At 33.7% G+C, this 14,241-nt stretch carries 10 protein-coding genes; 9 read left to right on the top strand and 1 reads right to left on the bottom strand.

Going from position 1 to position 14,241, the window contains the following annotated elements; translation table 11 throughout:
* Positions 1 to 383 precede the first annotated feature (383 nt).
* From topA to LUU93_RS21335, 8 genes are all read left to right on the top strand, one after another.
* Positions 384 to 2,900, top strand: a complete 2,517-nt coding sequence (gene topA, locus LUU93_RS21370) for a type I DNA topoisomerase (RefSeq protein ID WP_232683201.1) — start codon at positions 384 to 386, stop codon at positions 2,898 to 2,900.
* 3 nt (positions 2,901 to 2,903) lie between these two features.
* Positions 2,904 to 4,055: a formimidoylglutamase gene (locus LUU93_RS21365; RefSeq protein WP_232683200.1), complete on the top strand. Its 1,152-nt coding sequence runs from the start codon at positions 2,904 to 2,906 to the stop codon at positions 4,053 to 4,055.
* A 263-nt stretch (positions 4,056 to 4,318) separates the two neighbouring features.
* Positions 4,319 to 5,722 carry a T9SS ring complex lipoprotein PorK/GldK gene (porK, locus tag LUU93_RS21360; RefSeq protein ID WP_232683199.1) on the top strand — a complete coding sequence of 468 codons (1,404 nt, stop codon included), beginning with the start codon at positions 4,319 to 4,321 and terminating at the stop codon, positions 5,720 to 5,722.
* Between the two features lie 71 nt (positions 5,723 to 5,793).
* Complete coding sequence (porL, locus tag LUU93_RS21355) at positions 5,794 to 6,438, top strand: type IX secretion system motor protein PorL/GldL (protein WP_232683198.1); 645 nt, start codon at positions 5,794 to 5,796, stop codon at positions 6,436 to 6,438.
* A gap of 52 nt (positions 6,439 to 6,490) precedes the next feature.
* Positions 6,491 to 8,032, top strand: coding sequence for a type IX secretion system motor protein PorM/GldM (gene porM / locus LUU93_RS21350; protein ID WP_232683197.1), 1,542 nt, complete (start codon positions 6,491 to 6,493; stop codon positions 8,030 to 8,032).
* Positions 8,033 to 8,076: 44 nt separating this feature from the next.
* On the top strand, positions 8,077 to 9,066 hold the full coding sequence (gene porN / locus LUU93_RS21345) for a type IX secretion system ring subunit PorN/GldN (RefSeq protein WP_232683195.1): 990 nt from the start codon (positions 8,077 to 8,079) through the stop codon (positions 9,064 to 9,066).
* 345 nt (positions 9,067 to 9,411) lie between these two features.
* Positions 9,412 to 10,401 (top strand): type IX secretion system ring subunit PorN/GldN, encoded by a 990-nt coding sequence (gene porN / locus LUU93_RS21340; RefSeq protein ID WP_232683202.1) that lies wholly within the window; start codon positions 9,412 to 9,414, stop codon positions 10,399 to 10,401.
* Positions 10,402 to 10,478: 77 nt separating this feature from the next.
* Entirely contained in the window at positions 10,479 to 11,552 is a 1,074-nt protein-coding gene (locus LUU93_RS21335; protein WP_232683194.1) for an NAD(P)/FAD-dependent oxidoreductase, read from the top strand.
* Here the strand turns inward: LUU93_RS21335 and LUU93_RS21330 are convergent.
* Entirely contained in the window at positions 11,533 to 11,916 is a 384-nt protein-coding gene (locus LUU93_RS21330) for a DUF983 domain-containing protein (protein ID WP_232683193.1), read from the bottom strand. The two genes, LUU93_RS21335 and LUU93_RS21330, sit on opposite strands and share 20 nt — an antisense overlap.
* A gap of 107 nt (positions 11,917 to 12,023) precedes the next feature.
* Between LUU93_RS21330 and LUU93_RS21325 the strand changes: the two genes are divergently transcribed.
* Positions 12,024 to 13,937, top strand: a complete 1,914-nt coding sequence (locus LUU93_RS21325) for an ABC-F family ATP-binding cassette domain-containing protein (RefSeq protein WP_232683192.1) — start codon at positions 12,024 to 12,026, stop codon at positions 13,935 to 13,937.
* Positions 13,938 to 14,241: the final 304 nt, after the last annotated feature.

The raw sequence follows: 14,241 nt of genomic DNA, 5'->3' as shown, positions 1-14,241 counted from the left end.
TAGCGTGAAAACACAAATGGCTTTACACGCTATAGAGACTAGCTCAAAGACTGTCTTGAAAAAACAAAACTAATAAAAATTAAGATTTTAATTTGGAAATCAACACAGAATCTTTGCGGTTAAATTTTTAGTTTTAGCGCTTAGATTTTATATTAATAGAAATAAATTAAGATTGATGAGAAATCTAAAATCTAAAATCAACAATCTAAAATAAAAGAATTTGACGGTCATAATCCTGTAAAACTTATACCTATATATATTATCGAGAATATTACAGATAAATCTGCAATTTTAAGTTTCATAATATCAAAATACCTCAAAAATTCAATCGCGAGGTTAATATTTAAAAAAAATAAATACTTTTGTTGCAGAAAATAAGAGCAATGGCAAAGAATTTAGTAATAGTGGAATCACCTGCAAAGGCGAAAACGATCGAGAAATTTCTTGGGAACGATTTTCAGGTGGAGTCAAGTTATGGTCACATAGCAGACTTACCATCAAAGGAAATAGGGGTAGATGTAGAGAATGGTTTTAAACCTAAATATGAAGTTTCTCCGGATAAAAAGGCCTTGGTAAGTAAACTTAAGACACTATCTAAAAATGCCGAAACGGTTTGGTTAGCAAGTGATGAGGACCGCGAAGGAGAAGCTATTTCATGGCACTTGGCGGAAGAACTGAAACTGGATACAAAAAAAACAAAGCGAATTGTTTTTCATGAAATTACCAAATCTGCGATTCTTAAAGCAATCGACAATCCAAGAGAAATTGATTATAATTTAGTAAACGCACAACAAGCACGTCGTGTTCTGGATCGTTTAGTAGGTTACGAATTGTCTCCGGTTTTATGGAGAAAAATCAAAGGCGGACTTTCTGCTGGTCGTGTACAGTCTGTTTCTGTTCGTTTGATTGTGGAGAGAGAACGTGAAATTCAAAGTTTCAATGCTGTTGCAACCTATTCAATTGTTGCCGAATTTGTAAATGAGGCAGGGAAAGCTTTTAAAGCAAAACTTCCCAAAAATTTCAATACTAAAAAAGAAGCCGAAGATTTCTTAAATCAAAACATCGGTTCAAAATATACGGTAGCCGATTTAGAAACTAAACCTACCAAAAAATCGCCAACAGCACCTTTTACAACTTCTACACTTCAACAGGAAGCTGCAAGAAAATTGTATTTGCCAGTTGGAATCACAATGCAGTTAGCACAGCGTTTGTACGAAGCGGGGCTTATTACTTATATGAGAACTGACTCGGTGAATCTTTCAAAAGATGCAATGGACGCCGCTGAAGCTGAAATCATAAAATCGTACGGAAAAGAGTTTTCGAAACCGAGAACTTTTGCAACGAAAAGTAAAGGAGCGCAAGAAGCGCACGAAGCAATTCGTCCGACTGATATGTCACGTCATACTGTGAATATTGATCGTGATCAGGCTCGTTTGTATGATTTGATCTGGAAAAGAACATTGGCTTCGCAAATGAGTGATGCACAATTAGAAAGAACAAACGTAAAAATTGAAGCTGATAATCACAGCGAAATTTTTGCAGCTTCGGGAGAGGTTTTACTTTTTGAAGGTTTCTTAAAAGTATATCTTGAAGGTCACGATGATGACGAAGAAGAACAAGAAGGAATGCTTCCGGCATTAAAAGTAAACGAAAAACTAGCTAATAATTACATTACAGCTACAGAACGATATTCAAGACCGCCTTCAAGATATACTGAGGCATCTTTAGTAAAAAAACTAGAAGAACTTGGAATTGGACGTCCGTCTACTTATGCACCAACAATCTCTACAATTATCAACAGAAATTATGTTGAAAAAGGTACACTTGAAGGTCAGGAACGTAAATATACGCAGCTTACTTTGCAAAACAGTAAAGTAGGGGAGAAGGTTTTAAAAGAAAACACAGGTTCTGATAAAGGAAAATTAGTTCCAACAGATATTGGAACTATCGTAACAGATTTCTTAGTTAAGAACTTCGGAAATATTCTAGATTATAATTTTACTGCAAAAGTAGAGCAGGATTTTGATGAAATTGCCGAAGGAAATATTGACTGGGCAATCATGATGCAGGATTTTTACAATAAATTTCACCCGAATGTAAAAGAAGTTGAAGCAAATGCTGAACGCGAAAGTGGTGAAAGAATTCTTGGTAAAGATGCTGACGGAAGACAGGTTTCTGTACGTTTAGGAAAATTTGGGCCAATGGCTCAAATTGGAGAAGCAGACGACGAAGATAAAAAGTTTGCCAGTTTAATGGCAGATCAAAATATTGGAAATATCACCCTTGAAGAAGCTTTGAATTTATTCTTACTTCCTAAAACTTTAGGAGATTATAAAGGAGAAGAAGTAGAAGTTAGCAATGGTCGTTACGGTCCTTATGTTCGTCATGGAAGTGTGTTTATTTCATTACCTCGAGGAGAAGATCCTTTGAGTGTCACCAAAGAAAGAGCTCAGGAATTAATTGATGAAAAAGCTCTTGCAGATGCTCCAATTGCGGTTTACAAAGGAGAAGATGTTCAAAAAGGTGTGGGACGTTTTGGTCCTTTCATTAAATGGAATGGTCTTTTTGTAAATGTGAGTAAAAAATACAATTTTGATAATTTATCACAGGCTGATGTTGAGGAGTTAATTGAAGATAAATTACAAAAAAACATAGATAAAGTTCTTCACAATTGGGAAGACGAAGGAATTTTGGTTGAAAAAGCCCGTTGGGGACGCTCGGTTATTACAAAAGGTAAAATCAAAATTGAGCTAAGCAAAGATGTTGATGCAGCAAAGCTAACATTGGCCGAAGTTCAGGAAATGATCGAGAAAAAAGCACCAGCGAAAAAAACCGCCGCTAAGAAAACAACAGCAGCAAAAAAAGCACCGGCAAAAAAAACAGCAGCAAAAAAGAAATAAAGAATGGAATTTGATTTTCTAGAGCCTTTAAATGATGGAATTTTAAAATTCATTAGTTCATTGTCTTCACAAGAACTGGGAAGTAAAATCGTTCTGCATACTCAGGATCAATTTCCGGATATTAGTAAAATTAATATTGCAATTGTTGGGGTTTTAGAAGACCGACGCAATATTAACATGGTTAATGAAGTTAATCTTACTACAGTTCGTAAAAAGCTTTATGGAATGTTCCCCGGAAATTGGGATGCTTCAATTGCTGATTTAGGAGATATTCTTGCTGGAGATTCTGTAGAGGATACTTATTTTGCGGTAAAAAAAGTTACATCGGCATTAATTAAAAATAAAGTCATTCCTATAGTCCTGGGAGGTTCGCAGGATTTAACATACGCTTTATATCGCGCATACGATGATTTAGAGCAAATGGTAAATATGGTTGCCGTAGATAACAGATTTGATTTTGGAAAAGAAGATGAAACAGTTTCGGCTAATTCGTACTTAACAAAAATCATAATTGATGAGCCTAATAATCTTTTCAATTACTGTAATATAGGATATCAAACGTACTATAATTCGCAGGAAGAAATTGATTTAATTGAAAAATTGTTTTTTGATGCTTACCGTTTAGGTGAAATCTCAAACAAAATAGCGTTGGCAGAACCCGTTTTTAGAGATGCTGATTTAGTTAGTATCGATTTAAATTCGGTAAAGTCTTCAGATTCAGGTAATGTAATTTCATTTGAACCAAATGGTTTCAACGGAAAAGAGATTTGTTCTTTGGCAAGATATGCGGGAATTAGTGATAAAGTATCTTCGTTAGGAGTCTTTAATCACAATAGTACTGTTCAGGAATCGCCTATTGTGGCTCAGATAGTATGGTATTTTATTGAAGGATATCATTATCGTTCAAAAGAATACCCATTTGGAAGCAGAACAAATTATTTAAAATATATTGTTCCTTTAGAAGAGGAAGAACTAGTGTTTTATAAAAGTGATAAAACAGAGCGTTGGTGGATCGAAATTCCATTTGAAACAAACGGCAGCAATAAACTAAAAAGAAATACGTTATTACCGTGTTCTTATGAAGAATATTTGAGTGCTTGTAATCAAGAATTGCCAGAAAGATGGTGGAAAGCACAACGAAAAAACGCTTTGTAGAAGAAAATTTTAATGAAAATCTTAATTTTTTCAAGTTTTTCAAAAAAATGTTAAAAAATTTAGTAAGATAAGGTTTATATATTGTAAAATTTAACGTTTTACGTCGATTTTTTTAATCAGTTTATCGATGAAATATTTTTTTTTTATTTTATTTAACATTATTTTTGAACGGTAAAATAAATTTCGCAAGTAGTATTGTTTTTTAGATAAATAATAAATACGTTTACGGACTTTTAATAATGAATAGATAATCCCAAATTTATATGAAGAAGTTTATTGCATTTGCAGCAATGTTAACACTGGTAATCGGCTGTGGTAAGTCAGGTGACAAAGGTGAATTAGTTGGTGTTACAGGAGGGAAATGGCATCCCGAGAAGCCTTATGGAATGACATTAGTTCCTGGTGGATCTTTTATTATGGGTAAATCAGATGCTGATTTAGCCAATGTAGAAGATGCTCCAACTAAAACAGTAACAGTTAGATCATTTTACATGGACGAGACTGAGATTACTAACAGTGAGTACCGTCAATTCGTAGAATGGGTAAAAGATTCTACAATGAGAGTGCGTCTTGCTATTTTGGCTGATGAAACAGGTCAAAAAAGTACTGGTGGTAAAGGTGCTAAAGGTGGAAGTATCGCTGATTATGCATTTAATGATTCTGAACCAGATAAAATGACAGCTTACGATAAGTATATGTATGATAACTACTATAGTGTAGGTACAAAAGACGATCCGTATGCTGGTAGAAAACTAAACAAAAAAATTAAGTTAATTAGAGATACTAAAGCTTATCCAGACGAATATTATGCTGAAGTAATGGACTCTATGTATTTGCCAATTGAAGAATCATACAATGGTTTAAGAACAATTGATGTAAATAAATTGAAATTCCGTTATTCTTGGATGGATATTCAGGCTGCTGCAAAAGCTAAAGTTGGAAAAAGAAAAGATTTCGTTAAAACTGAACAAGTTAATGTGTATCCAGATACTACAGTTTGGATTAAAGATTTCGCGTATTCATATAATGAGCCAATGCATAATGATTATTTCTGGCATAAAGCCTATGGAGATTATCCAGTAGTAGGTGTAACTTGGAAACAAGCTAAAGCATTTTGTGCATGGAGAACTTTAAACAAAAACAGCTATATTAAATCTAAGAAAAAAGGACGTGACCTGGTTAACGCATTCAGACTTCCAACAGAAGCAGAATGGGAGTATGCAGCAAGAGGCGGTCTTGAGTCTGGTACTTATCCTTGGGGAGGTCCTTACACTAAGAGTGACAGAGGATGTTTCATGGCAAACTTTAAGCCTAACAGAGGAGATTATGCTGCCGATGAAGCTTTATATACTGTTGAAGCAAAATCTTACGAGCAAAACGGATACGGATTATATAACATGGCAGGAAACGTTTCAGAGTGGACAGATTCTGCTTACAATCCAAATGCATACGAGTATGTTTCTACAATGAACCCTAACGTAATTGATGGAAACAACCAAAGAAAAGTGGTTCGCGGAGGATCTTGGAAAGATGTTGCTTACTTCCTACAAGTAAGTACACGTGACCACGAATATGCTGATTCTGCAAGAAGTTATATTGGTTTCAGAACTGTACAAGATTACATGGGAACTCAAGTAACTGGAAATGGAACCGGTAAAAAGAAATAGTAATTTATAATTAAATCAATACAATAACCAAATCGAATCTATTTTAAAATTAAAACCTAAAAAAAATTATTATGGCATTATTAAGTAAAAAAGCAATGAATTTCGCTTATGGTATGGGAGCGGCAGTAGTAATCGTTGGAGCATTATTCAAAATTACTCACTTTGAAATTGGACCATTAACAGGAACAGTTATGCTTTCAGTAGGTTTATTGACTGAGGCATTAATCTTTGCGTTATCTGCTTTTGAACCAGTTGAAGACGAATTAGATTGGACTCTTGTTTACCCAGAATTAGCTAACGGACAAGCTAGAAAGAAAGCTGATAAAGAAGAAACAACTGATGCCCAGGGATTATTATCTCAAAAATTAGATGCAATGTTAAAAGAAGCTAAAGTTGACGGTGAGTTAATGGCAAGTTTAGGAAACAGCATCAAAAACTTCGAAGGAGCTGCTAAAGCAATTTCTCCAACAGTAGATTCTATTGCAGGACAAAAGAAATACTCTGAGGAATTATCAGTTGCTGCTGCTCAAATGGAATCATTAAACAGTTTATATAAAGTACAATTAGAAAGTGCTGCAAGAAATGCTGAAGCTAATAAAGAAATCGCTGATAACGCATCTAAATTAAAAGAGCAAATGGCGTCTATGACTGCTAACATTGCTTCTTTAAATAGTGTATATGGTGGTATGCTTTCTGCAATGAGTAACAAAGGATAATTAGTTTTTAACTATTATATTAAAATTATTAATAAGAACTAATTAGAAAAAAATGGCAGGAGGAAAATTAACCCCTAGACAGAAGATGATTAACCTGATGTACCTGGTTTTCATCGCGATGTTAGCAATGAACGTATCAAAAGAAGTAATTTCTGCTTTTGGTTTGATGAATGAAAAATTTGAAGCTGCAAACACTACTTCAGTTACAACAAACGAAGGCTTACTGCAATCTTTAGATCAAAAGGCTGCTGAAGCAAAAGGAGAGTTCATTACTGCAGCAGAAACTGCTCACAAAGTTGAAGGAATCTCAAAAGAATTTTACGATTATATAGGTACTTTAAAAGCTCAGTCTATCAAAGGATTTGAGGTTGAAAAAGAAACTGGAAAACTACCATACGAAGCTATGGATAGAGGTGATAATATCGACGACTGGTTTACAGGAGACGGTTACACTAAAAAAGGTAACGAAATTATCGCTAAAATTCAAAAATACAAAGCAGACTTAAAAGCTGCTTTAGGAACAGATAAAAAGTATGCTAACATTATTGCAGAAGTTGAAAAGAAATTTGATGTTTCTGAAGTAAAAAACAAAGAAGGTATAAAAGAAAAATACTTAGCTTACCACTTTAAAGGTTTCCCTGCAATCGCATCAGCTGCTAAACTTTCAGCTTGGCAGAATGACGTTAAAAAAGCAGAAACTGATGTTTACAACAGTGCTTTAGGAAAAGCTGCGGTTGCTGCTGCTTCTTATAGCAACTATCAGGCAATTGTTGTTTTAGATAAAAATGCTTATTTCCAAGGAGAAAAAGTTACTGGTAAAGTAGTTTTAGGTCGTTATGACGAAAACACAAAACCAACTTCATTCCAAGGTCCTGGACAAATTGTTAACGGACAAGCTGTTATCTCTTTAACTGCTGGAGGTGTAGGTGAGCAAAATATTAATGGTCAATTTACATTCTTAGAAGACGGTAAAAATATTCCACTTAAATTTAAAGGAACTTACGTTGTAGTTCCAAGACCAAACTCAGCTACAATTTCTGCTGATAAAATGAATGTAGTGTACAGAGGAGTTGTTAACCCAATCTCTGTATCATTTGCAGGAGTTGATGCTAACAAAATTGTTGCGAGTGCTCCAGGATTATCTTCAGCGGGTAAACCAGGTAAATATAACATGAACCCGGGTTCAGGTACAGAAGCTACAATTTCTGTAACAGGAACATTACCAAACGGAGATAAAGTTACTGATAAGAAATCATTCAGAATTAAAGGTATTCCTGGACCAACAGGAACAATCAGAGGAGAAATGGGAGTTGTTAAAGGCCCTAAATCTAACTTAGAGATTGCTACTATTGGTGCTAAATTACTTGATTTCGATTTTGAAGTTGGTTTAGATGTTGTTGGATTTAATATGAAAATTGCCGGACAGCCTACAGTTGTTGTTAGTGGTAACAGATTAAATGCACAATGTAAACAAGTACTTTCAAGAGCAGGTAAAGGAGATCAGGTTACTATTTCTGAAATTAAAACTAAACTTGTTGGGGCTGGTAGTTATTTATTGCCAAGAACTGCTCCGGTAATTTATGAAATACAATAATTAAGTACTGAAATTTTCAGTCAATATCTTATAATAATACCACGATGAAAGTAAGAAATTTTTTAATAGCTATTGTTCTAATCGCTGGAGGTTTTGCTTCTAATGCGCAATCAAATTTGCTAAATGCAAAAACGCCTGCCCAAATTGGGCTTAAAACTCCTGCGCAACTTATCTCTGATAATGATAAGCCTTTAGCTTACGGTTATGTAGATGATAGAGATATCTTGATGGGTAAAACAACTTGGGAGATTATTGACTTAAATGAGAAAATCAATTTTCCTTTATATTTTCCTGTAGATACTGCTAATATTGGTTCTGACAGACGCTCATTGTATGATGTCCTGACGAAAGCCGTTAAAAAAGGCAAAATAACTGAGGTGTATTCTGATAGTTATTTCAATACTAAAAAATCTATGAAAGACATCGAAGGTGCATTATCTCGTATTGACACAACAGATGCTGGTAGAGAACTTATCAACCAATATCCGGATGACTATAAAACACGTGTTGTTAAGAAAAAAGTTGTTACTGGTACTGGTAAAAAGAAAGTTGTTACTTATGTAGACGAAACGGTTGGGCCTACTAGATCAGTTCCTGCTGAATATATCTTAAAGCAAGATCTTACTGCTGCAGATGTTACTCAGTATAAAATTAAAGGATACTGGTATTTTGATAAACGTCAAAGCGAATTAAAATATCGTTTACTTGGGATTTGTCCTGTAACTCCAGACGTTTACACAATGAATAGTGATGAAAAGGATTATATCGAATTATTCTGGGTTTTCTTCCCTAATTCTCGTGAAGTATTACATGAAGCAAAAGCTTTCAATGACAGTAATTCAGCTCTTCCAATTTCATTTGATCAAATTTTAAATTCAAGACGTTTTAATGCGATTGTCTATAAAGAAGAAAACTTGTACCAAGATCGTGAGATCAAAGATTACATGAAAGATAACGCACAAAATCAGTTATTAGAATCTGAAAGAGTAAAAGAGAAGATTCGTAATTTCGAACAAGATATGTGGAACTACTAAGTTCTAAAATTAAATTATAAGAAAAACTCTTACTGCTAATGTAGTAAGAGTTTTTTTTTGGACATACCGGCAGTATTTAAATACTATTTTATATGAAATTTTAATAAATTACAGATTTTTCAAAAAAATTGAACAATAGAGAAAGATATTAAGTAATTTACGATTTTATTTTGTAATTCTCACGTTTATAGTGTTTTGTAATTGACTTTAAGCATGTTAACTGATGGTTTGTAGAAATTAATTTCTAAATTTGTAACTACAATTTCTATAAATTGATAATATTGTAAGAAAAATAACAATATTATTCAGCAAACTGCGTTTAGGTTTATTATAAAAAATATTATGATGAAAGTGAAAAGTTTTTTAATGGTTATTGTTTTTATCGCGGGTGGTATAACTTCTAATGCTCAATCTAATTTACTGAATGCTAAAACAGCTGACCAAATTGGGCTTAAAACAGCTGCACAGCTTATCTCAGATAATGATAAACCTTTAGCTTATGGTTATGTAGATGATCGTGATGTTTTAATGGCAAAAACTACTTGGGAGATTATTGATTTAAATGAAAAAATCAACTTTCCTTTGTATTTTCCTGTAGATACTGTTAATATTGGTTCTGATAGACGTTCACTTTATGATGTTTTAACGAAAGGAATCAGACAAGGAAAAATAACTGAAGTTTATACAGATAGTTATTTCAATACTAAAAAATCTATGAAAGACATAGAGGGTTCATTAACTCGTGTTGATACAACAGATGCTGGTAGAGAACTTATCAACCAATATCCTGATGATTATCGAACGCGTGTTGTGAAGAAAAAAGTGGTTACTGGTACGGGTAAAAAGAAAGTTGTTACTTATGTTGACCAAACTGTTGGCCCAACAAGAACAGTTCCGGCTGAATATATTTTAAAACAAGACCTTACAGCAGCGGATGTTTCGCAATATAAAGTAAAAGGATATTGGTATTTTGATAAACGCCAAAGTGAATTGAAATACCGCTTACTTGGAATTTGCCCTGTAACACCAGACGTTTATACGATGAATAGTGATGAAAAGGATTATATTGAACTATTCTGGGTTTTCTTCCCTAATGCGCGAACGGTGCTTCATGAAGCAAAAGCGTTTAACGACAGCAATTCTGCACTTCCAATTTCTTTTGACCAAATTTTGAATTCAAGACGCTTTAATGCAATTATCTACAAAGAAGAGAATATGTATGGAGATCGAGAGATTAAGGATTACATGAAAGATAATGCACAAAATCAGTTGTTAGAATCTGAAAGAGTAAAAGAGAAAATCCGTAACTTCGAAGAAGATATGTGGAATTACTAACAACCGAAATCAAATTATAAAAAAAACTCTTACTACCTTTGCAGTAAGAGTTTTTTTATTTTATCTATACATTTACAATGCTTGATTATTTAATCGTGGGATCTGGGCTGGCTGGTATTTCTTTTGCAGAAGTTGCCCTTAAAAACAATAAAACTATATTAGTTATCGATAATAAATCTCAAAACTCATCCCGGGTTGCTGGCGGTTTATATAATCCGGTTATTTTAAAGCGTTTTAGCGAAGTTTGGAAAGCCAAGGAACAGCTTGATTTGATGAATGATTTCTATAATCAAATTGAAGAGAAATTAAAAGAGAAATTTAATTTTAAAATGCCTGTTTTAAGAAAATTTTTCTCTATTGAAGAGCAAAACAATTGGTTTGCAGCTTCAGATAAAATAAATTTAGCCCCTTTTTTATCTACAAAACTAATTACGAGAAAATACAACAGTATTGATTCACCATACGATTATGGAGAAGTTCTGCATACAGGTTATGTTAATACAGCTTTATTGGTAGATACCTACAAAGAATATTTGATTGCGAATAATTTATTTCTTGAAGAATCTTTTAACAGCAGTTATATTGAATTTTTAGAATTGGGAATTCAATACAAAAATATTCAGGCAAAACATATCATTTTTGCAGAAGGCTTTGGGCTTCTTAAAAATCCTTTTTTTAATTATTTACCTTTAGACGGTACAAAGGGAGAACTGTTTATCATAAAAGCACCAAATCTAAATTTGGATGTAATAGTAAATACGAGCGTTTTTATTTTACCACTAGACGATAATCTGTTTAAAGTAGGCGCAACTTACAATTGGCATGACAAAACAGATACCCCTACAGAAGAAGGAAAACAAGAACTTTTAGATCGCATAAAAGAGATTATAACCTGCGATTTTGAAATTGTCAAACATTTTGGGGGAGTCCGCCCTACAGTTGCTGATAGAAGACCTCTGGTTGGAACCCATGAAATACATAAATCGCTCCATGTTCTAAACGGATTAGGAACACGTGGCGTAATGCTTGGGCCGGCAATGGCACAGACATTATTTGACTATATAGAAAACGGAACTCCTATAGACCGCGAAGCAGATATCAAGCGATTCCATAAACGATATTTAAAATCTCTTATTTCTGACCGGCCTTAGGATCGTAAGAAATAAACATATTAATATATAGATTTCGGGAAAGACGTAATACAAAAGGAAACAACACAATCAGCGTAATCACTATTGAAACAAAAGATTCCTCTATACTTGCTCCAAAAAATACAAATGAAACAATAAAAGCAGTAATTCCCACAGCGACATTTAATCCGTAACTCACATACATTGCACCATAAAAAAACGATGGTTCAATTTGATATTTTAAACCGCAATGACTGCAATTTTCGTTCATTTTTAGAACTTTAGTCAAATGAAGCGGATTTTTGTCTGAATACATGCTCTCTTTTTGGCATTTTGGACAACTTCCTGTTAAAATACTATTTAGTTTGGATCCTTTTTTTAACATTTGCAAAAAATTTACATTACCATTTATTTAGGTAACGCAAATTTACAATTTTCATTCTCAGTTTAAGGTATCAAAACAGGAAACTTTAAACTTTAAACAACAATTTAATGCTTAATATACACAATCTTTCGGTTTCTTTTGGAGGAACATATTTATTTGAAGAAGTTACTTTTCGTTTAGGCGCCGGCGACCGTGTAGGTCTTGTTGGTAAAAACGGAGCAGGTAAATCGACAATGCTTAAAATGTTAGCAAGAGATTTTGCCCCGGATTCTGGAGTTATTTCTCAGGAGAAAGATATCAAAATGGGATTTTTACGTCAGGATATTGATTTTGAACGTGGAAGAACTGTATTAGAAGAGGCTTATGAAGCTTTTACCGAAATTAAAGTTGTAGAAAAAAAACTTGAAGAAATCAATCATCAATTGGTTACCAGAACCGATTATGAAAGTGAGGAATATGGGCAGATTATTGAAGATTTATCTGATTATACACATCGTTTTGATCTTCTTGGCGGTTATAATTATGTTGGAGACACAGAGAAAATTCTTTTAGGGTTAGGTTTTAAAAGAGAAGTTTTTAATAATCAAACCGAAACATTTTCTGGAGGTTGGAGAATGCGAATCGAATTAGCTAAATTATTATTACAGTCAAATGATGTATTGCTTCTGGATGAGCCAACGAACCACTTAGATATCGAAAGTATCATTTGGTTAGAAAGTTTTCTTCGCAATTATCCAGGAGTTGTCGTAATTGTTTCGCACGATAAAATGTTCCTGGATAATGTTACAAACCGTACAATCGAAATTTCTTTAGGAAAAGCATACGACTTTAATAAACCTTATTCTCAATATTTAGAACTTCGCCATGAAATTCGCGAAAAGCAATTAGCAACTCAAAAGAATCAGGCAAAAAAAATAGAAGAAACAGAAAAATTAATCGAGAAATTCCGTGCCAAAGCATCAAAAGCTTCGATGGCGCAATCGTTAATTAAAAAGTTAGATAAAGTAGAAAGAATTGAAGTTGATGAAGACGATAATTCTGTAATGAATATTTCTTTTCCGGTATCAAAAGAACCAGGAAAAGTAGTAGTTGAAGCTGAAAATGTGACAAAAGCATACGGCGACAAAACGATTTTAAAAGATATAAGTTTACTTGTAGAAAGAGGAAGTAAAATTGCCTTTGTCGGTCAGAATGGTCAGGGAAAATCTACTTTCATTAAGGCACTAGTAAACGAATTTGAATACGACGGAACTATTAAATTAGGACACAATGTACAATTAGGATATTTTGCTCAGAATCAGGCCGAATATCTTGATGGCGAAATCACTTTGCTTCAAACTATGGAAGATGCCGCAACAGACACCAATCGTATGAAAGTGCGAGATATGTTGGGATCATTTTTATTCCGCGGTGATGATGTCGAGAAAAAAGTAAAAGTGCTTTCAGGAGGCGAACGTAACCGTTTGGCACTTTGCAAATTGTTGTTACAGCCAATTAACGTTTTGCTAATGGATGAGCCTACGAATCATTTAGACATCAAATCTAAGAATGTTTTGAAAGCAGCACTTCAAAAATTTGGCGGAACTTTATTATTGGTTTCTCACGACAGGGATTTCCTTCAGGGAATGTCGAATATCGTTTACGAATTTAAAGATCAAAAAATCAAAGAATATTTGGGCGATATCAATTTTTTCTTAGAACAGCGCAATCTGGAAAACATGCGTGAAGTGGAGAAAAAAGATGTTGCAAAAGCCGCCGCTCCAAAAGAAACTAACAAAGCATCATACGAAGACCAGAAAAAAGGAAAAGCACTTCAAAACCGATTGAGTAAAATTGAAAGTCAAATTCAGCAATTAGAAAAAGACATTCAGCACGACGATAAAATGCTCGCTTCAAATTACGACAAACACATCGAAGACGCATCGTTTTTTACAGCATACAACAAAAAGAAACAGGATTTAGAACAATTATTGATAGATTGGGAAGTTGTTCAGGAAGAGATTGATAATTTTAATGTTTAGTTAAGATTGTTTCAAGTTTCAGGTTTCAAGTTGCAATTTTGACGAGTAAATTTCACCGCAAAGCACGCTAGATTTCTTATAGTCTGGATTTATAATGTACAAAGTTCGCAAAGCTTTATCAACAGATAGCTTTGCGAACTTTGCGTTTTATGAAACCTCGCAGATCAAAAAATCTTAGCGCTCTCCTATGTTTGTCAAGTTAATTTACGATGAGTGATCGTTATGTTTAAATTTGCAATAATTAAGTGAAAAGGAATGAGAGTCCATTGGCGCCTAAATAGTTCAAGAAACATATTCTCGCAAA

The sequence above is a fragment of the Flavobacterium soyae genome, from assembly GCF_021245985.1.
GTDB classification, from domain to species: Bacteria; Bacteroidota; Bacteroidia; order Flavobacteriales; family Flavobacteriaceae; genus Flavobacterium; species Flavobacterium soyae.
Note: the sequence above shows the minus strand (reverse complement) of the source record. Positions and strands in the feature narration are given on the sequence as shown.